The organism is Pseudomonas sp. GW823-FHT03E05, assembly GCF_058796855.1.
The window spans coordinates 267,778-293,418 of record NZ_JBXAJB010000007.1 but is presented as its reverse complement, the minus strand read 5'-3'; the positions used below and the strand labels follow the sequence as shown (position 1 = coordinate 293,418).

At 63.0% G+C, this 25,641-nt stretch carries 27 protein-coding genes; 13 read left to right on the top strand and 14 right to left on the bottom strand.

What is annotated here, in order from left to right; genetic code table 11:
• Positions 1-3 precede the first annotated feature (3 nt).
• Together AC1RCO_RS26715 and AC1RCO_RS26710 are read left to right on the top strand one after the other, a co-directional pair.
• Positions 4-612, top strand: coding sequence for a TetR family transcriptional regulator (locus tag AC1RCO_RS26715; protein ID WP_019095023.1), 609 nt, complete (start codon positions 4-6; stop codon positions 610-612).
• The gene (locus AC1RCO_RS26710) at positions 609-1,295 is read left to right on the top strand and encodes an HD domain-containing protein (protein WP_492618208.1); all 687 of its coding nucleotides are present in this window, start codon (positions 609-611) and stop codon (positions 1,293-1,295) included. The genes AC1RCO_RS26715 and AC1RCO_RS26710 overlap by 4 nt, the downstream gene beginning before the upstream one ends.
• A gap of 162 nt (positions 1,296-1,457) precedes the next feature.
• Here the strand turns inward: AC1RCO_RS26710 and AC1RCO_RS26705 are convergent, their stop codons facing one another.
• The 8 genes from AC1RCO_RS26705 to AC1RCO_RS26670 form a co-directional block, all read right to left on the bottom strand.
• The gene (locus AC1RCO_RS26705; RefSeq protein ID WP_065363694.1) at positions 1,458-1,886 is read right to left on the bottom strand and encodes a hypothetical protein; all 429 of its coding nucleotides are present in this window, start codon (positions 1,884-1,886) and stop codon (positions 1,458-1,460) included.
• Positions 1,887-2,001: 115 nt separating this feature from the next.
• Positions 2,002-2,661: a hypothetical protein gene (locus AC1RCO_RS26700; RefSeq protein WP_065363695.1), complete on the bottom strand. Its 660-nt coding sequence runs from the start codon at positions 2,659-2,661 to the stop codon at positions 2,002-2,004.
• Between the two features lie 89 nt (positions 2,662-2,750).
• Positions 2,751-3,926, bottom strand: coding sequence for a hypothetical protein (locus tag AC1RCO_RS26695; RefSeq protein WP_065363696.1), 1,176 nt, complete (start codon positions 3,924-3,926; stop codon positions 2,751-2,753).
• 395 nt (positions 3,927-4,321) lie between these two features.
• Complete coding sequence (locus AC1RCO_RS26690; protein WP_011060657.1) at positions 4,322-5,086, bottom strand: amino acid ABC transporter ATP-binding protein; 765 nt, start codon at positions 5,084-5,086, stop codon at positions 4,322-4,324.
• On the bottom strand, positions 5,083-5,742 hold the full coding sequence (locus AC1RCO_RS26685) for an amino acid ABC transporter permease (RefSeq protein ID WP_065363697.1): 660 nt from the start codon (positions 5,740-5,742) through the stop codon (positions 5,083-5,085). The genes AC1RCO_RS26690 and AC1RCO_RS26685 overlap by 4 nt, the downstream gene beginning before the upstream one ends.
• A gap of 9 nt (positions 5,743-5,751) precedes the next feature.
• Positions 5,752-6,399 carry an amino acid ABC transporter permease gene (locus tag AC1RCO_RS26680; RefSeq protein ID WP_011060659.1) on the bottom strand — a complete coding sequence of 216 codons (648 nt, stop codon included), beginning with the start codon at positions 6,397-6,399 and terminating at the stop codon, positions 5,752-5,754.
• A gap of 63 nt (positions 6,400-6,462) precedes the next feature.
• Positions 6,463-7,251 carry an ABC transporter substrate-binding protein gene (locus AC1RCO_RS26675; RefSeq protein ID WP_492618207.1) on the bottom strand — a complete coding sequence of 263 codons (789 nt, stop codon included), beginning with the start codon at positions 7,249-7,251 and terminating at the stop codon, positions 6,463-6,465.
• Between the two features lie 188 nt (positions 7,252-7,439).
• Positions 7,440-10,487, bottom strand: a complete 3,048-nt coding sequence (locus AC1RCO_RS26670) for an aminotransferase class III-fold pyridoxal phosphate-dependent enzyme (protein WP_492618206.1) — start codon at positions 10,485-10,487, stop codon at positions 7,440-7,442.
• A 139-nt stretch (positions 10,488-10,626) separates the two neighbouring features.
• Here AC1RCO_RS26670 and AC1RCO_RS26665 point away from each other — a divergent pair, with 139 nt between their 5' ends.
• From AC1RCO_RS26665 to AC1RCO_RS26645, 5 genes are all read left to right on the top strand, one after another.
• Positions 10,627-11,067 carry an Lrp/AsnC family transcriptional regulator gene (locus tag AC1RCO_RS26665; protein WP_011060662.1) on the top strand — a complete coding sequence of 147 codons (441 nt, stop codon included), beginning with the start codon at positions 10,627-10,629 and terminating at the stop codon, positions 11,065-11,067.
• Positions 11,068-11,278: 211 nt separating this feature from the next.
• The gene (locus tag AC1RCO_RS26660) at positions 11,279-11,785 is read left to right on the top strand and encodes a sigma-70 family RNA polymerase sigma factor (protein WP_220224158.1); all 507 of its coding nucleotides are present in this window, start codon (positions 11,279-11,281) and stop codon (positions 11,783-11,785) included.
• Positions 11,782-12,747 carry a FecR domain-containing protein gene (locus tag AC1RCO_RS26655; RefSeq protein WP_053157719.1) on the top strand — a complete coding sequence of 322 codons (966 nt, stop codon included), beginning with the start codon at positions 11,782-11,784 and terminating at the stop codon, positions 12,745-12,747. Before AC1RCO_RS26660 ends, AC1RCO_RS26655 begins: the two co-directional genes overlap by 4 nt.
• Before the next feature lie 97 nt (positions 12,748-12,844).
• Positions 12,845-15,679, top strand: a complete 2,835-nt coding sequence (locus AC1RCO_RS26650) for a TonB-dependent receptor (RefSeq protein ID WP_492618205.1) — start codon at positions 12,845-12,847, stop codon at positions 15,677-15,679.
• 183 nt (positions 15,680-15,862) lie between these two features.
• Positions 15,863-16,906: a hypothetical protein gene (locus AC1RCO_RS26645; RefSeq protein WP_103291264.1), complete on the top strand. Its 1,044-nt coding sequence runs from the start codon at positions 15,863-15,865 to the stop codon at positions 16,904-16,906.
• Positions 16,907-16,957: 51 nt separating this feature from the next.
• On the opposite strand, the gene AC1RCO_RS26640 is transcribed toward AC1RCO_RS26645, so the two are convergent.
• The 3 genes from AC1RCO_RS26640 to AC1RCO_RS26630 are packed head-to-tail and all read right to left on the bottom strand — an operon-like array spanning position 16,958 to position 18,280.
• The gene (locus AC1RCO_RS26640) at positions 16,958-17,440 is read right to left on the bottom strand and encodes an HIT family protein (RefSeq protein WP_492618218.1); all 483 of its coding nucleotides are present in this window, start codon (positions 17,438-17,440) and stop codon (positions 16,958-16,960) included.
• A gap of 14 nt (positions 17,441-17,454) precedes the next feature.
• Positions 17,455-17,670, bottom strand: a complete 216-nt coding sequence (locus AC1RCO_RS26635) for a hypothetical protein (protein WP_019095014.1) — start codon at positions 17,668-17,670, stop codon at positions 17,455-17,457.
• A 52-nt stretch (positions 17,671-17,722) separates the two neighbouring features.
• Entirely contained in the window at positions 17,723-18,280 is a 558-nt protein-coding gene (locus AC1RCO_RS26630) for a hypothetical protein (protein WP_492618204.1), read from the bottom strand.
• Between AC1RCO_RS26630 and AC1RCO_RS26625 the strand changes: the two genes are divergently transcribed.
• Entirely contained in the window at positions 18,233-18,925 is a 693-nt protein-coding gene (locus AC1RCO_RS26625; protein WP_026022876.1) for a tRNA (adenine(22)-N(1))-methyltransferase, read from the top strand. The genes AC1RCO_RS26630 and AC1RCO_RS26625 overlap by 48 nt on opposite strands.
• A gap of 110 nt (positions 18,926-19,035) precedes the next feature.
• Here the strand turns inward: AC1RCO_RS26625 and AC1RCO_RS26620 are convergent, their stop codons facing one another.
• Positions 19,036-19,962: a LysR family transcriptional regulator gene (locus tag AC1RCO_RS26620; protein ID WP_492618203.1), complete on the bottom strand. Its 927-nt coding sequence runs from the start codon at positions 19,960-19,962 to the stop codon at positions 19,036-19,038.
• 219 nt (positions 19,963-20,181) lie between these two features.
• On the opposite strand from AC1RCO_RS26620, the gene AC1RCO_RS26615 reads away from it, so the two are divergent.
• Both AC1RCO_RS26615 and AC1RCO_RS26610 read left to right on the top strand, forming a co-directional pair.
• Positions 20,182-20,622 (top strand): DoxX family protein, encoded by a 441-nt coding sequence (locus AC1RCO_RS26615; protein WP_169893646.1) that lies wholly within the window; start codon positions 20,182-20,184, stop codon positions 20,620-20,622.
• A 75-nt stretch (positions 20,623-20,697) separates the two neighbouring features.
• Positions 20,698-21,621, top strand: a complete 924-nt coding sequence (locus tag AC1RCO_RS26610) for an NADP-dependent oxidoreductase (protein ID WP_169893653.1) — start codon at positions 20,698-20,700, stop codon at positions 21,619-21,621.
• Positions 21,622-21,750: 129 nt separating this feature from the next.
• Here the strand turns inward: AC1RCO_RS26610 and AC1RCO_RS26605 are convergent, their stop codons facing one another.
• A complete protein-coding gene (locus AC1RCO_RS26605; protein ID WP_073698931.1) occupies positions 21,751-22,233 on the bottom strand; it encodes a GNAT family N-acetyltransferase in 483 nt (160 codons plus the stop codon).
• Between the two features lie 213 nt (positions 22,234-22,446).
• On the opposite strand from AC1RCO_RS26605, the gene AC1RCO_RS26600 reads away from it, so the two are divergent.
• Together AC1RCO_RS26600 and AC1RCO_RS26595 are read left to right on the top strand one after the other, a co-directional pair.
• Positions 22,447-23,298: a hypothetical protein gene (locus AC1RCO_RS26600; protein WP_041774174.1), complete on the top strand. Its 852-nt coding sequence runs from the start codon at positions 22,447-22,449 to the stop codon at positions 23,296-23,298.
• 113 nt (positions 23,299-23,411) lie between these two features.
• Positions 23,412-23,837 (top strand): GNAT family N-acetyltransferase, encoded by a 426-nt coding sequence (locus AC1RCO_RS26595; RefSeq protein ID WP_011060675.1) that lies wholly within the window; start codon positions 23,412-23,414, stop codon positions 23,835-23,837.
• A 63-nt stretch (positions 23,838-23,900) separates the two neighbouring features.
• Here the strand turns inward: AC1RCO_RS26595 and AC1RCO_RS26590 are convergent, their stop codons facing one another.
• Entirely contained in the window at positions 23,901-24,332 is a 432-nt protein-coding gene (locus AC1RCO_RS26590) for a hypothetical protein (RefSeq protein WP_015635144.1), read from the bottom strand.
• 233 nt (positions 24,333-24,565) lie between these two features.
• On the opposite strand from AC1RCO_RS26590, the gene AC1RCO_RS26585 reads away from it, so the two are divergent.
• Positions 24,566-25,516: an AraC family transcriptional regulator gene (locus AC1RCO_RS26585; protein WP_051003314.1), complete on the top strand. Its 951-nt coding sequence runs from the start codon at positions 24,566-24,568 to the stop codon at positions 25,514-25,516.
• Positions 25,517-25,641 lie beyond the last annotated feature (125 nt).

The window sequence follows — 25,641 nt, the reverse complement described above, 5'->3', positions numbered from 1 at the left end:
GACATGGCACGGCGCTCGAACACTGATGAAAGACGCGGCCAGATTGTGGCGGCACTCCAGGCCGTCATGGCCAAGGCCGGCTACGCTGGCGCAACCGTAGCGGCCATCGCCCGGCATGCGGAGCTAGCGCCTGGCCTCGTGCACTACCACTTCAAGGACAAGCGCGAGATCTTGGTGGCACTGGTCGACTCACTGGCCGGCTACGCCCATCAGCGCTACGAGTCCCGGGCCGCTGAGGCCCAGACGGCCGAGCAAAGGCTTCAGGCCTACATTGCAGCACACCTTGCCTACGGTTCGGACGCGCAGCCCGATGCGGTCGCGGCATGGGTGATGATCGGCGAGCAGTCGGCCCACGACCCAGACGTGCGTGAGGTCTATCAGGCTGTGCTAGCGGCGCAGATGAAGCTCCTCAAGGGCCTGCTCCGGCAGCGGTTCGCCGAACGCGGACGCCGCGCCCGAGGGCTCGACGCGCTGGTGGCGGGCATTACCTGCTTTATCCAGGGGGCGTTCACGCTGTCCACCACGGCGCGGCCACTGCTGCCGACGGCCTTCGCCGCACCGACGTTGATCGCCTGGGTCGAGCGGTACATTGATGGGGAGGAGGAGCGATGAGGGGAACGCCAGAAGGGCGCAACCTCTTTCCGGCCGGCGCGCACGGCGCCCCCGAGGTGCTTGATGGTGTGGATTTCGCCGCCTGGGCTCGCCTCTGGGCGGAGCTTGGCGCCGGCTGCCCACCGCGAGCAACCTATGAAGAGCTCCTTCGACGCTACCGCGAGCCCCATCGTGCGTACCACAACTGCCAGCATTTGCAGGAATGCCTCCAGGTGCGCCGGCTCATCAACGCTGCCTGCCATGCCCCCGCTGAAGTCGACCTCGCACTCTGGTTTCATGACGCCATATACGACCCCCTTCGCAGCGACAACGAGCTGCGCAGTGCGCAATGGCTGGACGACGTGGCACGCGATAGCGGCCTGGGCGATGAAATCCGATGCAGGCTTTACGGCCTGATCATGGTGACGCGACACGACGGCGCTCCAGCGTCGGCAGACGAGGCCGTGTTGGTGGACACGGATCTGGCGATCCTTGGGGCATCGGCCGCGCGGTTTGAGGAGTACGACCGCCAAGTCCGTCGCGAGTACCGATATGTGCCTCTGTTTGTGTACCGCCGAAAGCGGCGCCAGGTCCTGGAGGGCTTCCTGGCACGCGGGCGCATCTATACGACCGCACCCTACTTCGATGCATTCGAGCAGCAAGCCCGCGTCAATCTTGCAAGTGCCATCGACCGCCTCGGCTGAGGAACGGACCCCAGTGGAGGGGCGGGAATTTCGCCTTTGCAGGCGCCTGGTCATTCTGCAGTTCAAGCCGTCACCGCAAATAGATGACGCGGCATCGCCGGCCAAAAAACCATGGTTACAGGTCACACAGGCTGCCGTTGCCGTTGCGCCCGTGATACCGACCTAAGGCTTGGCCCGGTCCCAGCGACATTCCTCCAACCGGTGCACATCGGTTCCGCTCTTTTCTCGCCTGTCGATGTCGCCGTCGGCGTTCAGGTAGATATGGGTGTTGGGCCACTGCGGGGTGATGCTGATGCAATGATTGCGCCCGGTGTTCTTGCTCCACCAGGAAAATTCCATGAAGAACTCGTCGTCCGGGAAGAGCGCGCCATGATCGGTTGCGCCGCCTCCGGGAAGCATTCCTCCTTTATCAATCCGATCCTGGACGTTCCAGATGTACCTGAGTTCATCACGGCCGGCTTGGGAGTAGTGAACATTCACCCTTGGCAACGCGAAGTCCCAATGAGTGACCAGCCCAAGCAGCAGCGGTATCCAGAGCAGCTTTACGTACCATGGCCGGCGCGTGCCTGCATGGAGGGGCCAGAATTTCATCTCCATCCTTTGGGCGTATTTTTGGCGGGGGGGGCGTGGGTTGAGAGTGGAGACGGCAGTGTCGCAGCCGGTCGTTATCGACTTCCGGCTGCTGTGTGGCTTCTCGTGCTGAATGTCAGCAACCGGACGCTTTGAGCCCGGTGCCGATAGTGACCGCGTTGACCTGCACTTTCTCAAAGGCCTTCTGCGCGGCGGCGTCGTATTTCTGGTCGCAGTTGAAGCGGGTCTCCATCACGTAGTCTTCGCCTTCTGCTTTGCGCATCTGCGATTCCCATTGGTCGGCGGCGTTGAGCGCGGCATCCGAGGCCAGCACCACCTCCAGCAGCACTTCCTTGAAATCTACGGCATGGGGGCCTTCCCAGTGGGCATAGACGGAAGGGTCGGCGGCGTTTCCGCACATGCTCAGGCAACTGGCGCTGTAGCTCAGGCCGCCACCGGACGACTCGGTAAAGGCGCCGACGGTGAGGGGTTTGCCTGGCGCCGGGGCGTAGGTGCCGACGAACTGGGTCAGGTCGGCCTGGCATTTGGGCGTCAGCTCCATGCGCAGTTTGCTGACTTTGCCGCCCTCTACCGTGGCGGTGATGTCGCAGCCCTGGACTTTGAACTTGTGCTCATCGCCGAAGGATTCCCGAGGGATTCCGGCGACGGATTCAAAGTAACGCTGATTGGTGCCCAGCATGTCGTCGGTGAAGACTTCGGCCACGGAGGCGGCATGGGCAATGTCAACAGACAGGGCCAGTGTTGAGGCAAAAAGGCTGTAGATCAGCTTGTTCATGGGAGAGTCCTTTCGATGGGCGACCGGAAGCTGTGGTCATCGGCAGGTGTTTTGGGGGCGGGAGTGTAGCAGGCCCACACCTGTGCATTTCAATTGGGACTGTGATCGGTATGTGGGTTCCATATCCTGATGAAGTAACACTTGGACTGGCTGTTGCCCACTTCGTCGGAGGAATAGGACTGAAGTGATTTTGCTGTCGAGGCGATGGTGTCCAGCCGTGTCTGAAGCTCCGTCAGCTGCGGCTGAGTGAGCATTTCGAAGCTTTTCACTTCTGCCAGGCCTTGTGCCAGGGCCGGGCCACGAGCGGTCAGCGAGTAGCCTAGGTTGCAGGACTGGATGCGCTGGTTTGTATTGCCCGAGGCAAGCGTTCTGGCTCTGGACAGGTCCGCCTCGGCTGTTGTCAGGTACTTGTCATGCTCCGATAAACGAGCTTTGGCCTTATCGATCCGGGCGGTGGAAACCAGGATCAATTGATCGTTCAGGAATAGCATCTTGCCGAGTGCTTCCTCGTGTTCCTGCACGTTGTAGGTATTGGTCAGGCCCAGGAACGAAGACTTCCGCTCGATACTGGGCTTGAAACCGGCAAAGCGTTCTTGCGCCTTGGTCACTGCAAGATCCTGTCTCGCCGCGGAGGCCATATTGGTCTTGAGGGTGTCGTAGACCAGGGCATAGCAATCTTCCGAGCGCGAGCACATGTCCCGAAGCCTGGCCCACAAGATGTAGGACTCGCTGGTTTGGCCTCGCAGGCGTGCCATCTCCCTGCCGGTTGGAGAGGTCCTGCCCTCTGAGCACACCACCGTGCGTGCGCTTGCATCGTAGTCGGCATAGACAGTTGCGAATTGATCGGCCGAAGTCTTGTAGGAGAAACCTTTTCTTATTTTTATCAGTGCCTCCTTCATGTCTTTGACATCGTCGGGGGTGAATCCCAGTACTTGTTTCAACCCCTTTCCCGCACCATAGGTCGCGCCGGAAGCAGCGCAAGAAATCTCGTCCACGGCATTGCGCACGGTTTCGTTCACTTTATCGAGGTAGCCGTAGACGCTTCGATCCGTACGATCCAAGATCTTGAATACTTCGACGCGCACGTCAGCAGGCAACGCCTTGATGACCGCCAGCGTCTCCTTGTCGACCCCGGCGGTTACCTCGAAGCCAAGGGTCGCTTTCAATTCGCCCAGGAAGGCGAAGCTAGTGCCTGGCAAACCCAGCAATATCGCGGTGCCCAGCACCGCTGACACACCCCTGAATACACCTGCATGTTTTGACATTTGAATTCCTTTCGAAAAGACATGTTGGACTAGGTCGAATCTGCATTTGAACGATGGACGAGGAGGGCATAATGCTGTCAAAGCGCCATGTTTCGTCGAGAAGAGTAGGTGCAAACAGCTGGAAAGCCATCGCGGACAAAAAAATCACCGGGGTCGGCGCTGCCTTGATCGAGCAATTGATCGCTTGGGTGAGGGGCGAGGGACGGGGAGGATTCGGCTGGGGTTCACCTATGCACAGATGCCAGCCGTGACTTTGTACAAGAGATATGGTTTCCATCCCGTGGGAGCGCTCAAGCCGCTGCGTGCAGGTTCCAGCCTGCTACGGTGCCAAACAAGTACTCCAAGCGTACTCGTTTGGCACAACAGCCTGTTCGCGAATTGGGCGTGCAACTTATCTATGCATGCAAATGCTTTTTCAGGAACGACCGGGTTCGTTCGTGAGTGGGGTTTTGCAGGATCTCTTGTGGCGCGCCTTCCTCGACCACCACGCCACCGTCCATGAAGATGATCCGGTCCGCCACTTCGCCGGCAAAGCGCATTTCATGGGTGACGATCAACATGGTCATGTGTTCGGCGGCGAGTTGCTTCATGACCTGGTTGACCTCTTCCACCAGCTCGGGGTCCAGCGCCGAGGTGGCTTCATCGAACAGCATGACCTTGGGGCGCATCGCCAGGGCCCGGGCAATGGCCACGCGCTGTTTCTGCCCGCCGGACAGGCGAGAAGGGTACTCGTCGAACTTGTTGGCCAGGCCGACCTTCGACAGGTACTCCATGGCCAGCTCGCGAGCGGCTGGCCTGGTCAGCCCTTTGAGCTTGACCGGGCCGAGGGCGATGTTTTCATGCACGGTCAGGTGCGGGAACAGGTTGAAGTGCTGGAACACCATGCCCATCTGCTGGCGCACGCTATTGATGTGCTGTTCAAAGGCTCGACCTTTCAAGGGGCGGTTGACGTGTTCGCCTTCCAGCCAGATCTCCCCCTCGTTCAGCACTTCCAGGTGGTTGATCGAGCGCAGCAGGGTGCTTTTGCCCGAACCACTGGGGCCGATGATGGCGATGATCTGCCCGCGCGAGACAGACAGATCGATGCCTTTGAGCACTTCAAGTGCGCCATACGCCTTGCGCGCGCCCTTGACTTCAACCATGAGCTTTTCGGTGGTCATCGTGACATCTCTACCTTGGTTTCAAGAAGGTGCAGGCCGGCTTCCAGGACAAGATTGACCGCGTAATAAATCACCGCGACGGCCAGATAGAACTCGAACGGGCTGTAGGTTTCGCTCACGGCGCGCTGGGCGCTGTAGACCAGTTCGGCAATGCCGATGATCGACACCAGGGAGGTGTCCTTGAGCAGCACGATCAGGTTGTTGCCCAGGGGCGCCAGGGTACTGCGCAGGGCTTGCGGCACAATCACGTAGCGCTGAGCCTGGCTGCGGCTCAGGCCAATGGAGCGCGCGCCTTCAATCTGCCCCGGATCGACCGACAGGACCCCGGCACGAATGACGTCGGCGTTGTAGACGGCGAAGTGCAGGCTCAGGCCGATGATGCCAGCCATCAATGCCGGGATATCGATCCCCACTTGCACCAGGCCGTAATAGATCAGGTACAGCTGAAGCAGCAGGGGCGTGCCCATCAGCAGCCAGGTCATGAAGCGTATGGGAAGGGATACCAGTTTGGGGGTGTAGAGCACGATAAGGGCGAAGGCTATGCCCGCTATCAGGCTCAATACGCTGGAGCAGAGGAACAAGACGATGGTCCACCAGAGTCCGGTTGCCAGCAGCTCGGAATAGGGGGTGAGGATACTGAGATCGAGGCTTTGCATTGACGCGTCTCACTTTGCCGCGAAGCGTTTGTCGAGGTGGTCAACCAGCAATCTGACCGTGTAGACCATGGCGATATACAAAATGGCCGACACCATGAAGATCTCGAATGGCTTGTAGGTGGAGCTGATAAAGCGCTGCGCTGTATAGGAGAGCTCCACCACCGAGATGGTCGACACCAGGGCCGAGCCCTTGATCAGCGCGACCGCATTGACCCCCAGTGGCCTGATCATCAGCTTGGCGGTTTGCGGCAGGGTGATCAGCCACAGGGTCTGGCCCTTGCCGAAACCGATTGAGCGGGCCGCTTCGACCTGGCCGGGATCGACGTTGCTGATGGCGCCGCGAATGGATTCGGCCATGTAGGCCGCGATGTTCAGGCCCAGGCCGATGACGCCAGCGGAAAACGGCTCCAGCTCAAGGCCGATCTGCGGGCCGCCAAAGTAGAGGAGGAAGAGTTGGACCAGGCAGGGCGTGCCGCGAAAAACGCTGATGTAGACCCTGGCCAGGCAGCGAAGCAGGAAAAAGCCGGACAGCCGGGCCGCCACCAGCACGATGGCGACCAGCAGGCCCAGCAGCAGTGCCAGTAGCGAAACGTGCACCGTGACCCAGGCCGCCTCCAGAAAAAACGGCAGGGTGCGCTGTATGAGTGTCAGATCCATGGGCAGGCTCGAAAAGGTCAGGTTGACTGGCCCGACCCCAGGTCGAGCCAGGCTGAAGAGGAGTCAGCGAATGTCCTTGCCGATCCACTTCATCGAGATCTTTTCGTAGCTGCCATCGGCGAGCATCTCGTTCAGTGCCTGCTGCATCGCTGCCTTGAGCTCGGGGTTGTTCTTGCGCAGCGCAATGCCCATGCCTTCAACCCCACCGTCACTGTCGGGTGGCGTGATGATGCGCACTTTCTGCCCGGTTTCCTTGACGGCCACCAGTACCGGAGCGCTGTCCATCACCAGCGCGTCGAGGCGCCCGGCTTCCAGGTCGACCAGCATCTCGGGAAGCCCTTTGTAGGTCTTGACCTTCAGGTTGCCGCGCGCCCTGGCCCATTTGTCGTGGGCATCGCCGAGGGTGACGCCCACCGTCACATCCTTCAGGTCAGCCAGGCTGTTGATCGGCGAGTCTTCCTTCACCACGATGGTGCGGCCGGCATGGTAGTAGGGGCCGACGAAATCCACGGCCCTCAGGCGTTCAGGGGTGATGGTCATGGAGGCGATGATGGCGTCGTATTTCTTGGCCAGGAGCCCGGCAATGATCCCGTCGAAGGGCGTGGTGACAATGCTGACCTTCACCCCAAGCCGCTGGGCCAGGGCTTCGCTGATGGAGGCGTCGAAGCCGACGATCTGGTTCTGCTCGTTGGCAAAGCTGAAGGGCGAGTATTGCCCGCTCATGGCGATGCGGATCTCTCTGGATTCCCGGATCGATTGCAAGTCATCAGCCTGAGCGGCTGCGGGGCAGAGGAGCGCCGCGGCGGCGACGGTGGATGCGGCAAGCAGACCCTTGAGCGTTCTGGTTAGCATGGGATGGCACCTTTGAAGAATTATTATTTTTTGTTGTGGGCTCTTCACCCTGGCCTCGGGAAAAGCTTTGCACAGGTCATTGCGCAAAGCACCCGGCAAGGTGTCCGCGTGCCGGACACATTGCCGGAGTTGGCCGACACTATGTCGGCCAGCCCGGTTTGGGGCGCTGCGGCCTCGATCCTGATGCTCTAGCGCAGTGCCGCCTTGAAGCTTTCGTCCAGGACCTCAAGCAGGAAGTCGGCATTCTTCTGGCTGAAAATCATCGAGGGGCGCATTTTCAGTACGTTGTCGTAGGGGCCTTCGGTGCCGATCAGAATTCCGCGCTCCCGGGCACCATCGGCGACCTTCCTGGCCAGTTGCGTAGCGGGAGCCTTGCTCTTGCGATCGGTGACCAGTTCAATCCCGAGGAACAGCCCCAGGCCGCGTACGTCGCCAATGGCATCGTAGCGCTGCTGCAGCGTGCGAAAGCCATCGAGCAAATAGTTGCCCACCGTCAGTGCGTTGAGTTTCAGGTTGTCGCGTTCAATCACATCGAGAACGCTGAGCCCCACGGCACAGGAAACCGGGTTGCCGGCGAAGGTGTTGAAGTATTCCATGCCATTGTTGAAGCTGTCGGCGATCTCGCGGGTGGTCACCACTGCCGACATCGGGTGCCCGTTGCCAATGGGTTTGCCCATGGACACCGCATCGGGCACCACGCCCTGGGTTTCAAAGGCCCACCAGTGGCTGCCCACTCGACCAAAGCCGACCTGGACTTCATCGGCCAGGCACAGGCCGCCCTCGGCACGCACCATTGCATAGACTTCCTGCAAGTAGTTTTCCGGGAAAAACAGTTGCCCGGCGACGCTGGGAATGGACTCCGCGAGAAAGAACGCCGGGGCCCGGCCCTGCTTGCGCATGCTATCGATCTGCTCGGCGACACTTTGCGCGAAACGCTTGCCCAGCTCCTCGACCGGCCAGTGATCCGCAGCGCGGTAGGCATCCGGCACGGCCGCCTCGAATACGTGTTCTGCACGGCCTTTGCCGGCCTTTCGCTTGTACTTGTAGGGGCTGAGGTCGATCAGCTCCTGGGTGGTGCCGTGGTAGGCCCAGTCCAGCACGATGGCATCGTTGCGCCCGGTGTGATTGCGCGCCATGCGCAGCATCAGGCTATTGGCTTCGCTGCCCGAACAGCCGAAGGAGGCCACCGCCAGGCCTTCGGGCAAGGTCGCGGTGAGCCGCTCGGCGTACTCCACGATGTTGTCGTGCAGGTAGCGGGTGTTGGTGTTCAGGCGTGAAGCCTGGCGCGCCAGGGCCTGCACCACGTCGGGATGGGAGTGGCCCAGGTGGCAGACGTTGTTGAAGCAGTCCAGGTAGGCCCGGCCAAAGTTGTCTATCAACCAGACCCCATCACCGCGTACGAACTTGATCGGGTCCGAGTAGGAAATCGACAAGTTGGGCAGCAGCAGTTGTTTACGCTTGGCCACGATCTCTGCTTTGCTTCTGCCTTCCTGGCTGTAGGTTTCCGCAGGGATTCCGGCCAGGGTCGATGCATCCGGGAACAGGTCGGCCCACACCTCAAGGTAGGCGCGCTCACCGACGCCGATGAACTCGCTCGCTTGCAGCTGGGTATCGGTGGACATCTGGAAGTGCACATGGGGCAGCCAGCCGCCGTTTTCCGTGTCCGCGCCCATGTGGCCCACCAGGGCACCCGCCTCAAGACGGTCCCCGGGCTTGAGGCGGGTCAGCGCTTCGTGGGCCATGTGCCCCCACAGGGTCAGGAACGGCGGGCAGCCCTCAGGCGAATGCTCAAGCATGATCAAGCCGCCATAGCCCAGCGGTTCACGCTCGACCTCGACGCTGCGCACTACGCCGGCAAGCGGTGTGTACAGCGGCGTTCCGGCCGGCATGATCAAGTCGACGCCCAGGTGAATGATCCGACGTTGCCCTGCAATGAAGCGCGATTCAAATGCCGCATCGGTGTAGATGGTCCGTTCTTCGCCCCAGGGGCCGATGCCCAGTGGCACTTGATGTTCAGCCGCGAAATCGTTCCACCATTTCGCCGCCTCTGCCGGACGCTGCTCGGCGGAGGCGACCGTCAGCACATGGGCGGCATCGGCGAACGGCACAATGGCCTTGTTCAGGGTCGCCGCCGCCGGATGCACGATGTCCGCGAAGGCGTGGCGGTTTTCATCCACCCAGCGGCGAACCGCCCCGGCGCCTTCTATCGCGTCATAGCCGCAGGCCTTGCGCAGGATCGCCGTCGCCAGGCGCGGGTTCATGCGGTCCATTTTTTCCAGCAGGCGCCAGGCCGGGGCTTCGCTGATGGCCAGGTAAGGGTTGTCCTGGGTCTGCTCGTGGCGCGAGGCCGACAAGGTGACGCTGATGACCAGGCGCATGGCGATCAGGTTGAACAGCACGTCCAGTTCTTGCGGCTGCAGCGGGTAGCGCTCGTGGAAGCCGGCGGTGAGGGCGGCGGCCGCGCCGATGGGGTCCTCCATGTCGAGAATGGAGTAGGCGCAGGTGATGGCGACTTCGGCAATCAGCACCGTATGCACGGCATCGCCAAAGTCGATGATGCCCGAGACCTGCTGATGAGTCTGCGGGTCGACGAGGATGTTCCAGTCATTGCCGTCATTGTGAATGACCTGCGTGCGCAACCGCGCAAGCCTGGGTTGCACCGTGTTTTCGAACGCGGAAATGAAGCGCTCCAGAATGGCTCGTCGGCCAGGGTCCTTGACGAAATGCAGGCGCGATCTGGAGCGCGCGGCGTGCCGCAGGTCCCAGTCCAGGTCGCGCACCGCACCGGGATGCATGAAGCCCTGCAACGCACGATCCATGTCGGCGAACGATTGGCCCAGGCTGCGCATGAGGGCGAAGGTGCGCTTGACCTCGGCCAGGGGAGTGCCGTGCAGCCAGCTCACCAGGCGCACCGCATGGGTTTCACCGGAGGGCGCCACGGCCGAGGCGAGGAAGCCACCGGCAAGGCTCTTCTTCAGCTGCGGCACGGCAAGCTCGGGGTTGTAGCTGGCGAGGTGGCTGAGGATGGCCGTCTGCAGCTCGCTTTCAGTACGCGGTTCACTCGAATTGACCACCTTCAGAATCCACCCCGCATCGCTTGCAGTGTTCAACCGGTAGTTGCAGTCGCGCTCGCCATCCAGGGGCGAGGCCGTGGCGACGACATTGAAAAGCTGCTCGGCCAGTTGTTCGGCCTCGCGGGGCGAGAACTGCGGGGCGGGATGGGAAAGGTTGGTCATGGTAATGGTTTTCCAAGTTATTGTTTTCAGTTAGCTTGGCATGCGAAATCCTTGACGGCAGTAGGTATGCGGTCGGCGTTGGCCTGCATATTGTCGGAATCGACCGGCACAAATTCGGTAGTCAAAGTGAGGAGTCTTGATGCGCGACCTGGACGTGAAAGATCGCGAAATACTGGACATTCTGTCTAAAGAAGCGCGGATTGCCCTGAAGGCCCTGGCCGCGAGAATCGGACTGTCCAGAAGCGCCACCAGCGAGCGTGTCCTCAACCTTGAGCGCAATGGCGTGATCAGGGGCTACCGGGCGGATATTGGCGAAATCGACGCCAACGTGATTCGCGCCATGTTTCTGGTGTGCCTGAAACGCACGCCGGCCATCAGCCTGCTGGACATGCTGGCCCAGCACTCCCAGGTGCGACGCATCTCTTCGGTCAGTGGCCAGCTCGACCTGGTGATCGAGATCGAATCACGCACCATTGATGATCTGAACCGAGTCCGGGATGCCGTAGCCAGTCACGAGTCCGTCGAGGACATCACCACGGCTGTGGTGCTTCGGCGCGACATCGACCGGCAGACTTCCTGATTCTGCGACGCGAAGAGCGGGCGGGATGTGCCTGCGAGAAGTGCCGGGCGCACCCGCAAAAGCTCTGAAATGCTCGCTTGGCGCCCGTCCCCGGCAGCCGGATGTGGGAGGGTGGGCCCATTCCCTTGCGGCAATCGCCGGCTTCCCACCCTGTACAACGTGCATCGCAAAACCATAAAATGAGAAGCATTATCATTAATGCGAATCTGCCATGCACAACCACAGCCTCTCTTCGCCCGTCGCCCAGTTGTATGCGAACCATCACGGCTGGCTGCGGGGCTGGCTGCACCGGCGCCTCGGGCACAGTGCCGATGCCGAGGACCTGGCCCATGACACCTTTATCCGGGTGCTGCGCTCCCAGGAGGATGTGCGTGAGTTGCGCCAGCCCATGGCGTTCCTGGCCACCATTGCCAACGGCCTGCTGATCAATCGCTGGCGCCGCCAGGCGATCGAGCGGGCTTATCTGGAAGCCCTGACGGCGCGGCCGGTGGGGGAGGAGCCTTCGCCGGAGGAGCGGCATCTGATGATCGAGACCCTGTTGCAGCTGGATTCGCTGCTGGTGGGGTTGTCGTCGCGGGTGCGGCAGATTTTCTTTCTGTCCCAGCTCGATGGCCTGACCTATCCGCAGATCGCCGCGCAGTTGGGCTTGACCGTGGCCCAGGTGCAGCGGGCCATGGGCAAGGCCTTCAGTGTCTGTTACGCGAGCCGTTTTGAATGAGTGGCGCTGCGGTCGATCCCCGAGTGCGGGACAACGCCATCGACTGGCTGGTGCGGATGCAGTCCGGGCTGATGAGCGCCGCGGACCATCAGGCCCTGCAGCAGTGGCGGCAAGCCAGCGTCGAGCATGAATACGCGTGGCAGCGGGTCAGCAGCCTGCCGCTGATGTTGCAGCCAGGGGCCAATCTGTTGGCCGATGCCACGGCGCGCCGGGCATTGCAAGCGGCGGGCGCCGATCCGCAGCGACGGCGACAGGTGCTCAAGTGCCTGCTGGCCCTGGGGCTGTTGGGGGGCATTTCCTGGCAGGGGGCGGATTCCACCCTGGTGCGCTCAGCCCTGGCCAGTTATCGCACCGGCGTCGGCGAGCGACGCCATTGGGCCCTGGCCGACGGTGGCTCGCTATGGCTGAACACCGCCAGTGCGGTGAACCTGGACCTGAGCGCCCGGCAGCGCAGCCTGCAATTGATCGAGGGCGAACTGGCCCTGGACACCCCGGCGGGCTCTGCATCCCTGCAACTGTCGACCCCGGATGCGGTGCTCTATAGCCGTGGTGCCAACCTGCTGGTGCGTCACGATCGCCTGGGCACCCAGGTGACGGTGTTGCGCGGGCTGGTGCAGGTGAGCGCACGGCAGCACCCAGCACCGCTGGCGTTGCAGGCCGGCTGGCAAACCCGAGTCGATGGCCGGGGAGCAGGGCGGCCAAGCCCCATCGATACGTTTCTGGCCCAGGCCTGGATGCGCGGCATCCTGCCCGCCGAGCGCATGCGCCTGGATCAGTTGCTGGCAGAGCTGTCGCGCTATCGCCCGGGCTTCTTGCGTTGCAGCGAAGCCGTGGCGGGCCTGCGCGTAACCGGCAGTTTCCAGTTGGACGACACCGATGCCGCCCTGGCCCTGGTAGCCAATACCTTGCCGGTGCGCATCGAGCGAAGAACCCGTTACTGGGTGACCGTGGTGCCGGCCTGAAACTTTTTTTTCACCGGCGCGATAGTTTTTTCGATCTGGCTTGGCCTTCAGGTATTACCCACCGGCACAGGTGGGTTTCGATCCCTAGGAGCCCTGCATGATTTTCCCTGCTCGTGTCTTGCGTACCCATACCTTCGGCCTGCTGTTGCTCGGTTTGCAGCCGCTCTGTAGTGAAGTGGTGTTGGCTGCCGGCGAGCGCCACTACAGCATCGGCGCCGGTCCCCTGGACCAGGTGCTGTCGCGCTTTGGCGCCGAGGCGGGCATCAGCATGGCCGGCAGTGCGCTGCTCACCGCAGGCAAGACCAGCCAGGGCCTGCAAGGGGATTTCAATACCGAGGCGGGCTTGAACCAGCTGCTGGCGGGCACTGGCCTGGGCTACGTGCGCCAGGCCGACGGCGGCTATGCCTTGCGCCTGCGCCTTGATGCGGTGTCGCTGCCGACCCAGAAGGTCAAGGGCGAAAATCCTGACGAGGAAGAGGTGTACCGGGCACCGCGTTCATCGGTGTACATCTCTGCCGACGACATGCAGCGCTTTGGCGTGGTGTCGGTGGGCGACATGCTCAAGGGCCAGCCCGGGGTCCAGGTCGGTGACAGCCGCAATGGCGGCGGCCTGGATGTGAACATCCGCGGCATCCAGGGCCAGAGCCGGGTGGCGGTGACGGTGGACGGTTCGCAGCAGGCGCTGGATGTCTATCGCGGTTATGCCGGGACCCAGCAACGCAGCTACATCGACCCGGACATGATCAGCGACATCGCCATCGACAAGGGCCCGAGCCTGACCTCCAGTGCCATAGGCGGCACGGTGAAGATGCGCACCCTCGGGGTCGGCGACATCCTCAAGGACGGTCAGAATATCGGCCTGCGCCTCAAGGGTGATGTCTGGAACAACGGTGTGGCCCCGGCCTCCCGCGATCCGCACTCCAAGACCCAGGACCTGTACTCGGAGCCGCATCAGAGCCGCGGCGGGCTGTTCGGCTCGGAGGCCGAGGCCGGCAGTGCCGCGTTCGCCTATTCCCATGAATTCTTCGATGTGGTGGCGGCCTACGCCCATCGCAACCAGGGCAACTATTTCGCCGGCAAGAAGGGCCAGGATCGCTACCGCACCTATGACCGTTACGGCGATGAAGAGACCAGCGTCGCCACCACCTACAACGCCGGGGAAGAGGTGCTGAACTCCTCGTCGAAGACCGAATCCTGGCTGCTCAAGACCACCCTGCGCCCGGCGGACGGCCACACGTTCGACCTGGGCTACCGGCGCTACGACGGACGTATCGGCGAGATCATGCCCTCGGACATCTTCCGTTTCGGCACTGGTGGCATCTACCAGTACCCCCTGGGCCACACCCAGATCGACACCTACACCGCGCGCTACAACTACCTGCCTGCAGGCAACCCGCTGGTGGACCTGAGCGCCGACCTGTGGATGACCGATGCGCAGACCAGCCAGTTGACCGCCGTCTCGGCGCCGGCATCCCAGGCCTACCGTTCGGACCGCAACTGGAGCCGCCAGGCCGATCGCCGGGTGGGCGGTGGCCTGGCCAATACCTCGCGTTTCGAGACCCGCTACGGCGACTTGAAGCTGGACCTGGGCAGCTCGTTCCAGCTGGAGGAACTGCGTCCGCAGAAAAGCGTGGCCACCACCCAGGACGATATCAACGCCAACCGCATGCTGCGCGAAGGTTCGCGGCAGGAGTTCAGTTTCAACGGCAAGCTGGAGTACAAGCCGGTGGACAGCCTCACCCTGTGGGGCGGCGGGCGCTACACCCACTATCGCAGCAAGGATCACGTGCCCACGGCCACGGCGCGTCGCGAGGAACGTGACCTGCGCTACCTGCGGGTTTCCAACGGCGACAATTCCGGCAACATGATGTGGTTCCCCGACCAGAACGGCCAGTACACCGACGCCACCGACCCGCGCCTGAACAACGGCATCGTCTTCCAGAACACCAACTTCCCCTTCGAGGGCGTGCGCTACAACGACTTTGGCGCCACCGACTCCACGGTCTATCCGTCCCAGGTCGGCGAGGTGGTCACCGGCTACAACTACTCCGGCAAGAACAGCAACAGCGGTGGCGCCTTTGCCCCGGCCTTCGGTATCAATATCGAAGTGCTGCCGGACACCTTCGTGTATGCCTCGTACACCCAGGGCTTTCGCATGCCGTCGCTGTTCGAAACCAGCCAGGGCGTACAGCAGACGATGCCCGGCAAGGGCCTCAAGCCCGAGCGTTCGAGCAACTGGGAGATCGGCGCCAGCACCCTGCAAAAGGGCCTGCTGGTGGATGACGACTCGGCGGCGTTCAAGCTGGCCTACTTCAACAACACCATCAAGAACTACATCACCCGCTACTACGACCCGAGCCCGGGCCTGTGGGGCCTGATGCGCTTCAGCAACACCGACAGCTACAAAACCAGCGGCCTGGAACTGCAGACCCGCTACGATGCCGGGCGGGTGTTTGCCGACCTGTCGTCCACCTACTACCTGAAGACCGAAACCTGCGACGCGGCTTTCGCGGCCACCCTGCGCGCCACCAGCAATCCCTACCAGAAAACCGCCGACACCCCGGACTGCACCCCGGGCAGCTTCATGGGCTCCTACACCAACACCCAGAACCCGCCACGCTTTGCCGGCAACCTGACCACTGGCCTGCGCTTCTTCGACCAGAGCCTGACCCTCGGTACGCGCATCACCTACACCTCCGGCCCCACGGTTACCGCCGACAAGCCCTGGCAGACCGGCGCCACCACGCCGCAACTGAACTACCGCGAAGTGGCGCTGTTCGATCTGTTCCTCAACTACAAACTGAAGGAAGACGCCAGCCTCAACGTGTCGCTGCAGAACCTCACCGACCGCTACTACCTGGACCCGCTGGCGCAGAGCTTCATGCCGGCACCGGGGCGCACGCTGCGGGTGGGGATGCAGGCGAAGTTCTAGGATGCGGGCGGCCTTCTCCGGACCAGGCAGCAAGGTGCGGCCTTGCCGCACCGGCCTTTTACTGCGGCGGGTCGACGCAGTAAAGTAGGCCGCTTTCGCCCCCATTGGCCGGCACTCGCCCCTGACCTGAGCGGTATTGCCAAAGGGATCTGGCCCTCGCTGCGTTACAGATAAGGATATCCAATGAAGACCCTGGTAAAGCGTCTCCGCCCCCTGGCTGTTCTGGTTTCAGTCACGCTCTTGAGTGCCTGTGCCCCGCTGGGCAGTTCCGACCTCAATGGCAGCGCCACGCAGAACCCGACCAACCAGCTCCTGGAAACCATCGATGGCGCGACCCGGGACGGTATGTCCGTGGTGCTGGTGCCGGCGCTCATGCCCAACAAGAGCGTGACCGACCTCTCCAGCTATTCCCATCGCGTGATCTTCAGCAACAAGGACCAGCCGGGCCAGGGCTACATGCAGTCCTTCGCCAATAACGACCTGGAGAAAATCAAGGAAACCGTATTTCTCTGGGACTTCCTTGAAGTGCACATCGTCCCGCCGGGAACCTACCTGATGTCCGGCGGCATTGATTACAGGATCGACAGCAGCCTGGCCCAGGTAGGCGCCGCGAAGGGCCAGCCGGCCAGCAGTGCCCGTGGTTCGGTGGACATGTCTGCGGTGCTGTATCGCCAGTTCGTCAAGGAACAATACTGGCGCGACGCTTCCTACGCGGATACCACCCACACCCAGAATGTCTGCAGTACCGTGCATGTCGCCTCCGGCCAGTGCGTGGCCTGGCAAGAGCAGCAATACAACACGCGCCGGCAGGTGTCGGAAGGCGGTTGGACCGAAGGCACCAAGATCCGTGATGTCCAGTCCGTCAAGTTGAAGGCACAGATCCCCGACGCCTACGCGCCCCTGGCCTTCAGTATCCAGCCCGGCCAGATACTGCTCAGCGACCGCTTCCACCTGAAAACCCCGGCCGTGAGCTACGACAAGAAGACTTGCAAGGCTATCGACCCGCAGAACATCAAATGCGCACTGCGGGATATCCAGGTCTACGTGAGGCCGGCCCCCGTGGAACTGGTCAAGAAGTTCAGCGACAAGGAGCTGGCGAATGTCAACGACACAGGCCGCCGGGTGCTGGCGCGTATCGAACCGATGAAAACCCGCCTGCAAGGGGACACCGGCATGGAAGACCTGGTGTGGGGCATCCCGGTTTCCCTGAAGAAAACCGCCAGGTAAGGGGGCTTGCCTTGGGGCGCGGAGAACAGCGCGCAGCGCCACGGGCCATTGCTAGTTGAAGGCGCTGCGCAAGCCTTTGATGACCTGTTCGATGGAGGGCCCTTGAATGGCCGGCGGTTGCGGGTTTTCGCCGAATTCGCGCCAGATGAACAGGGTCAGTTCCGCCCCGTCAGTCAGTGACAGGGCGTTTTCCTCATGGGCGAAAGTTTCAAGCAGCCGGTAGCGCTGATCACTCCAGAACAGCTCCTCGACCCAGGGGTACACCGGAATAAAGTGGAAATGGATGGGGTAGCCGGGGGCATGGCCGAACCGGCTGATGTACAGCCACTTGGGTTTGAGCTGCAGCTCCAGGTTTTTCTGCACCCTGGCGAGCAGGCCCCCCAACTCCGTCAGGGCGCTCTCGGGCAGCTCGGCCAGTGAATTGACCCGGGATCGCGAGCCCAGCATCAGGTAGCCGGGCAGGGCGGACGACAGGTGATGATTGAGCACCCAATGGTCGGTTTGCAGAATGATGAACTCGGGGGCTATGCCCACCTGCTGGGCGGTGTTCAAGGCATGGGCTCCTGTTCGGGAAGGTCGCTCTTGTATTCGCCCCACTGCATGTACGCGTAGTACCGGGTCATTGCTTCGAAGTGGCTGGGGGCTTCCACTTCCCACACAAGCCGGGCGTCGGGGTGAAGCAGTTTGCGTGCGGTGTTTCCCTGTGGGCCGCTCAGACAGAAGGTCTGGCAGTCATCCGGTTCCATCCAGAGTTGGTAGTTCATCTCTTGCGCTTCAGAGTGTGGGGGAGGCAATCGTCGTTGTGGCTCGAGCAACCTAGATCGAGCCGACCGAACGCAGGTATTTCCGTGCCTGAGGACTGGTGATCTTTTCGGCTTCAAGCACATACAGCGAGCTCCAGAGCGGTGGTAAACCCAGTTCCTCCATGTAGGACGTGAAGCTGTTGAAAGGCTCGGTACCAATGACCTCGGCGCTGAGCCAGAGCAACTCGCACTCCTGGCAAAGGTGCAGGATTTCCTGCGTTGCCCGCACTTGAACCTGGGTTACTTCGCCTTGTTCACATTCCGGACACAGCATTTTTTCACCTCCCAAGTGGGCGCGCAGTCTATCACTGACCAGGTTGCACGCGGCCAGCAACGAAGGTCTGCCTGCGCTCAGAAACCCGCCATGGAGGACGCTGCTTTCGACCCTGTCCGGAGCGGGCCTTTGCGGCACCCGCATCCCCGGCCCCGGTCGCATAAATTTGAAATGCCCGGCATTGCTCGCCAGAATCGCCCCCCGATCCGGCACAAGGTGCCGGACCTTGGTGGTGAAAAGGGGTAGCAGTTGAATCAGCAGACATTGTCCATGCGCCTGGCGCGCGTGGCGGCGCATGTACCAACCGGCGCACGCCTGGCCGATATCGGCTCGGATCACGGCTATCTGCCGGTGGCCTTGCTGCTGCGCGGCAGCATCAGCGCGGCGGTGGCCGGAGAGGTGGCGTTGACGCCGTTCCACGCGGCCCGGCGCACGGTGCGCGACAACGGCCTGGAGCAGCAGGTCAGCGTGCGCCTGGCCGATGGCCTGGCGGCGATCGAACCGGGCGACGCCATCAGCGCCATCAGCCTGTGCGGCATGGGTGGCGAGACCATCCGCGACCTGCTGCAAGCCGGCAAGGCGCGCCTCAATGGCCAGGAGCGGTTGATCCTGCAGCCCAACGGGGGCGAGCAGCCCCTGCGCCAGTGGCTGATGGACAACGGCTACCGCATCCTGTGTGAAGAGGTGCTGCGGGAAAACCGTTTCGACTACGAAATCATCGTCGCCGAGCGCACAGGGCCGGTGAGCTACAGCCCCCGGGAGCTGTACTTCGGCCCTCTGCAACTGCAGGCCCGCAGCCCGGCGTTCCTGGCCAAATGGCAGCGCCTGCTGCGCCTGAAACAGCGCACCCTGGAAAACTTCAGCCGGGCACAGGCGGTGCCCGAAGAGAAGGTGCAGGACATGGCCCGGCAGGTGCGCTGGATCAGCGAGTTGCTGGGCTGAGTGCGCCAGGCGGCCGCTTGCCAGGGCCCGGTGCCAATCACCGCCGGCCCGTACGACACGCTACCGAGCCGCGCAATGTCCCACGCTCAGCGCGTTGCCGGCTCCAGGCCTTATGCCTGGGGCTGGATGGCCGGCGGCGTCGAAACCTGTTGCAGGAACCGTTCGATCAGCCATCGCGCCGCCGGGCCCGGCGGCGTGTCGCTGCGGTAGATGGCGTCGAAGGCGTAGATCCCGCTTTGATATTCCGGAAGGTTCAGGCGCACCAGCCGGCCGCTGCGCAGGTCCTCCTCGACCATGGGCCGCGGCATGTTGCCCCAGCCGATGCCGGCACGCAGCAACATGTGCTTGGCGCCCAGGTCCGCCAGCCGCCAGGTGCGGTTGCTCAGCACCGCGAAATCCCTGCCCCGGGTCAGCGTCGAGCGGTCCGACAGCACCAGCTGGATGAATTCGCGCCCGGCGCCGGTCAGGTTGGCATCGCTGGCGGCCAGGGGATGATCCGGCGCGGCCACCGGAATCAGCTCGACACTGCCCACACCGATTCTTTCGATCCCGTCGATGCTTTCGTTCATCGGCCCACTGATGCCGACGACTGCGCCGCGCTCGATCACCCGCTCGGTGACTGCTCCCAGGGCTTCCATGTGCAGGTGCAGGGCCACCGTGGGAAAGGCTTCGCGAAAGGCCTTGAGGGCGTCCACCACGCGCTCGGGGGCCAGCATCACATCGAGCACCAGGTGGACCTCGGCCTCCAGGCCTTGCAACAGGCCCCTGACCTTGGCACGCAGGCCATGGACGCCGTTGGCGATGGTCCTGGCCTCTACGAGCACGGTGCGTCCGGCCTCGGTGAGTTGCGGCTTGCGCGTGCTCTGGCGGTCGAACAGCGAGACCCCGAGCTGCATTTCCAGGTTGGCGATGGAGTAGCTGATGACGGACGTAGCGCGGTGCAGTTTTCTTGCGGCGCCGGCGAAGCTGCCGACTTCCACCACGGTCAGGAATACGCGCAATTGGTCCAGCGTCGGGGTGCCGGGGTCGGAGATCATCTCGGGTTCCTTGAGCGTTATCGGCGTTGACGCCCCGGCAGTGTGATCGATTCCAGCCGGGGAGGGGGTGAGGCAGTGTCCAGTGAGCGTTGTATTCTTGCCTATTTTATCGAACCTAATGATCTAAATTAGTCGGCTATTCAGAGAAGCTGTGGCGGCGCAAGCTTTCTTCACCCGGGCGATTCATCTCGGATCGCACCCAACTGAAGGAAATACCTCATGCCCGCTTCTGCCCATATTGCTCAACCCGACACTCGCCAACAAAGCCGCTCCGATACTCCCCAGGCCGTGGCCGCACTGGCTGGCCGAGTGCTGCTCAGCGCGATCTTCCTGTTGTCCGGCGTCTCGAAGCTGGCGGCACCGGCGATGATGATCGGTTACATCGGCTCTGTCGGCTTGCCATTTCCGCAGCTGGCCCTGGCCCTGGCGGTCATCGTTGAAATCGGCGGCGGCCTGGCCCTGGTCGCTGGCTGGCGGACCCGCACTGTCGCGGCATTGCTGGCGTTGTTCAGCGTGGTCACTGCCTTGGCCTTCCATAACGCACTGGGCGACCAGAACCAGTTCATCCACTTCTTCAAGAACCTGGCCATGGCCGGTGGCCTGTTGCAGGTCGTGGCGTTCGGTGCCGGTCGTTTCAGCCTCGACGCCCGCCGTCGCTGATCACCCGCCAGCGGGGGCCGGTTCCCTCGCGGCGGCTGCGGTTTCCCTGTGTTTTCTTGCCTGATCGAGGTGTCCATGAAAGCCATACGTGCCTACCAATACGGCAGTCCCGATGTCCTGCGCCTGGAAGAAGTTGCCGACCCTGTGGCTGGCGAAGGTGAAGTGCTGATCGATGTCGCCGGTGCTGGAGTCAACCCTATCGACTGGAAGATCCTGTCCGGTGCCATGCAGGCATTCATCCCGCTGCCACTGCCTTTCACCCCGGGGGTCGAGGTGGCCGGGCGGGTGCTTGCCACCGGCCGGGGCGCCAGCCGGTTCGAGGTCGGTGACCGGGTGTTCGGTTTCATCAACATCACGGGCGGCTATGCCGGCAAGGCAGTTGCCCGGGAGTCCACGCTGGCGTTGCTGCCCCGTTCCCTCACTGCGTTGCAGGCCGGCGCCGTGCCCGCCACGGCGCTGACCGCCTGGCAGGCCCTGACCGAACATGCCGGCGTACAGCCCGGGCAGAAGGTGTTGATCCATGCCGCGGCAGGAGGTGTGGGCAGCATGGCGGTGCAGATCGCCAAGTACCTGGGGGCCGAGGTCATCGCCAGCGCTTCGGCGGACAACCATGCCTACCTCAAAGGGCTAGGGGCCGATCAGGTCATCGACTATCGCCGCCAGGATTTCACTCAATGGCGGCCCGCGGTCGATGTGGTCCTGGACCTGGTGGGGGAGCAAACCCAGGCGCTGTCGTTCGCCCTGTTGAAACGGCACGGGGTGCTGGTTTCCCCGGTGAGCCAGCCCGACATCACCCTGGCCAACGACTATGGCGTGACCCCGGTGAATTTCGCCACCCGTGGTGATGGTGGCCAGTTGGCGAGGATTGCCGAGCTGTTCGACCAGGGCCGCTTGCAGGTCGCTGTCCAAGCCTTCCCCCTGAGTGACGCCCCGCAGGCGCTGGAAAAAAGCAGGGGCCGCCATGGCCATGGCAGGCTGGTCCTCGACATGGCCCGCTGATCGCTTGGCGGGCTCCCAGAACAGCCGGCACCACCGGCAAGCCAGGGCGGCGGTCCAGGGTACGGGCCTGCCGCTTGCGGCATTGGCGAGGGCTAACCGGCGGGCCTGATGCCGAAGGGGCCGTTGCAGTCAGCCCTGCACTGTCCAGAGCATGGTCTGCACCTGGATGTGGGGGTGGCTTTGCAGAGGCTCCCACTCATCAATGAACGCGAACCCCTGGCGCAGATAGAAACTCGCGGCCCTGGCATTGGCGGGGGAGACGTCGAGGAACACCCGCTCATGGCCTTGTTCCCGTGCGCGCGACTTCACCGCCTCCACCAGCCGGGCCGCCACGCCGGAGCCACGGGCCGCGGGTGCGACCCACATGCCGATCAGGTTGTAGCGGTTTGCCTCACTGACTGCGGCGCCGATCATTCCCAGGGGCTGGCCATCCTCGATGGCCAGCCAGAATGCGCTGGCCGCGCCCGAGGCACGTTCCTGCCACTGCTGGTCACTGTACCGGGCGGCACTCTGGTAGCTGACCCCGAACGCGGTCGGGGCGTCCTGCAGCGCGGCGAGACGAACTTGCTTCAACAGCCTCCAGTCCTTGGTTTGCGTCGGTCGAATATCCATGGTGGTCTTCAGGTCGAGTGAGGCAGCAACCTCTCACAAGGCTGGCGCAGGAACAAGCGCGCCTTGCCCGGTGCTGCGCTTGCCGGCGGCCTACGCTTGCCATTTGCCAGCATCTTGTCGCTGATGAAACGCTGGCTATATGATCGCGCGTCATGCCATTGGCCACTTGCGTGGCCGGCGTTTTCTCATCGGTTCTACAGGGATGTTCCAGGGATGAAAATCAAGAGCAATACAGGTCTGCACAAGGAAGGCCGGCTGGCTGCGCGACTGGCCGGCTGGTTGCTGGCGCCGTGCATGCTGGCGGCTTCGATGCTGGCCCAGGCCGGTGCGCCGATCCCTCCCGGGGCAGTGCTGGCGGTGATGCAGAACGTCGAGGTGCCGGACCAGGATGAAGAGGTGGAGCTGGAAGACGGCGTTACCGCCACCTTCTGGTACGGCCAGGAGCTGGACTTCGACGGCAAGCACTACTACGCCACCTTTGTCTGGCACACCCGGGACCGCGCCGCCCGCGAGGGCGAGGATTTTGCCGCGCCGGAGGTTCAGGTACGGCTGGCCGATGCCACCTTCGAACTCACCAACCCGGGCCAGAAGCAGGCCTATTCCATCCGCAGCATCGAACGCAAGATCGGCTTCTTCGGCGGCGGCGAGAAGCCCGAGGAAGTGGACACCAAGCGCAAGGCCGTTGAGCACCGTACCGCTGACGGCCGCCTGCTGCTGGCGGTGCCCACGGCAACTTTCGACAATGGGGTGATCACCAGGGGCTACACCATGCTGGTGTTCAATCCGAACAAGAAACCCGAAGACGATGGCTGGGTCTGGTCCTACGTTGGCCAGGTGCGCACCGGCGAGGACAACTCCGCGGCCTGCGACGACGGCGCGGTCATGCCCTGCATTGGCAGCGACGGGGAGCTGAGCTTCGTCGCCGGCCAGGAGCCGCTGCCGCAGGTGCAGGTCAAGGTCAGCGGCACTACCTTCGAGGGCCCGGGAAAGGTCCGTTCGCTGGCGGCCGCAGACAACCTCACCTATGTCTACGACAGCAAGACCGAGCAGTACGTCAGCCGCTAGTTGCGGCAGCGACGGCCAGGTAGCGCAGCCTTGCCAAACCCACGATCCTCCAGGGAGGATCGTGGAGCGCTTTCACCCCGGTCCGGCACAGCCATCATCCAAGGAAACGGCGAATGAGTACGCGTATCGACATGCTGATGAACCCGGGGCCGGAGGTGCGCGCTGCGATCCTCGAGCCCTTGCGGGCCCACAACCGGGCCCAGGCGGGCGATCCCAAGCCCGAGGCCATCGCCCTGGTGGTTCGCGACGAGCACAGCGGTGAGATTCTCGGTGGCCTGCAGGCGGAGATTTTCTATCGCTGGATGTTCATCGAGCTGCTGGCGGTCCCCGAGCAGACACGGGGCCAGGGCACGGGCTCGCAATTGCTGAACATGGCCGAGGAGCTGGCCCGGGAAAAGGGCTGTATCGGCATCTGGCTCGATACCTTCGACTTTCAGGCGCCGCAGTTCTATCAGCGGCATGGCTTCAGCGAATTCGGCCGGTTGGAGGATTTCCCGCCGCAGCACCGGCGTTTCTTCCTGCACAAACGCCTGGTCTGAACCCCCGGGCCCTGGCTGGCGAACCCGCATGCAGCGCGTTCCCGCAGCCTGGGCTGCGGCTACTCAGGCGTGGGCATCGACGCCGATCCGCGCCAGCAGCCAGTCCTGATAGAGCGCGGGGCTGTCGGTGGTCTGGCCGCCGTTTTTGGCAACGACCGTCTTGCCGTCCAGGCGCCCGATTTCCATCAGGTATTGCAGGCCCTTGAGCACATGGGTGGCGTCGTCCTTGCCCAGGGATTGCACATCGGGCAGTTGGACGGAGTTGCTCTTGTCGTCGAATGTCGCCCAGGTGGGGTTGGCTCTGTATTGGGCTATCAGTTTGGCGTCCGAGATTTGCGATTCATGAAAACTGGCGTCGATCTTCGCCTGCATTTGTGGCGTCGCATTCTCTACCTGGATTTTCATGGACTTCAGCGTGCCATTCTCCAGCGCCCTGGTGATTCCCTTGAGGCCCATGGCTACGAGGGATGTCGAGTTTGAGATGCTTCCTGTCATGAGACTGCTCCTGGGTGGGTTCTGGCCAAGCAGAGCAAAACCCGGGCCATGAGCCCTGAACATGATGCGGCGCGGCGTTGGCAGCGGCGCCAGAAGCTATGGCGGGCAGAAGTTGGCCTTAGTGGGCAAGGGGTTGCCATTGGATCGCCTGCTTTTGCCAGCCACTACTGCCCCGAGGCGGATATCGACCTGTGTCCGCCGCCCTGGTGGCCGTGAAGAAAAACTCGATCTGCATGGCCAATCGGCGCACAGTGGCCGCCTGTACTGTTGCCACTTCCGATTGCCCGCACATGACCCAGCCCCGAACCCCCACCGCACTCGCGGCCCTGATTGCCCGGCACACCCCGCACTCCGGCGACTTTCCCAGCGCCGTGCCCAACCTGACCTTGCACCGCCGTTCCACGCCGACCTCGGCCATTCCCTGCATCTACAGCCTGGGCCTGGGGGTGATTGCCCAGGGCGGCAAGCAGGTGCTGCTGCAAGAGGCGGTGATCAATTACCGGGCCGGGCAGGGCATGCTGACCAGCATCGACCAGCCGGTGGTGGCCCGGGTGACCCAGGGCTCGGCGGCCGAACCCTTCCTGGGCATGATGCTGACCCTGGACATGCACCAGATCCTGCAAACCGCCGCGCAGATGCAGCCGCCACCGCCTTCGCGGGCCAGCGATTATCGGACGGTGGTGGTGGATGAACTGGAGCCGGGGCTGGCCAGCGCTCTGGAGCGGCTGGTGGGCTTGCTCGACGAGCCGGCGCTGATTCCCCAGCTGGCGCCATTGATCCAGCAGGAAATCATCGTCCGGCTGTTGGCCGGGCCCTACAGCCTGGCGTTGCAGCAGCTGCTGGCGGTGGGTTCGCCGACCCAGCAGATCTTCAAGACCGTGGCCTGGCTCAAACAGAACTTCACCCAGCCGTTGCGCATCGATGATCTGGCGCAGCGCGCCCATATGAGCCCGTCCACCTTCCGCCAGCATTTTCGCGCCATCATCGGCGTCAGCCCGCTGCAATTCCACAAGCAGTTGCGCCTGCAGGAAGCCCGGCAGTTGATGCTCAGCCAGAACATCGATGCCGGGCGCGCCGCGGGGCTGGTGGGCTATGAAAGTGCTTCGCAGTTCAGCCGGGAATACAGCCGGGTGTTCGGCGCGCCGCCGCAGCGGGATATCCGCAGGATGCGCGAGGCCGGGTAAGGGCCAGGTTGCAGTGCAGGGTTCAGCGAAATAGGCAAACAGACTGTGGCGCGGCTCTGGGCGCCTAACCATTCGGTCCGCCACGGATAGGCCTGTTTCTAGCTGATTGTGTTGCAGCGAAACGC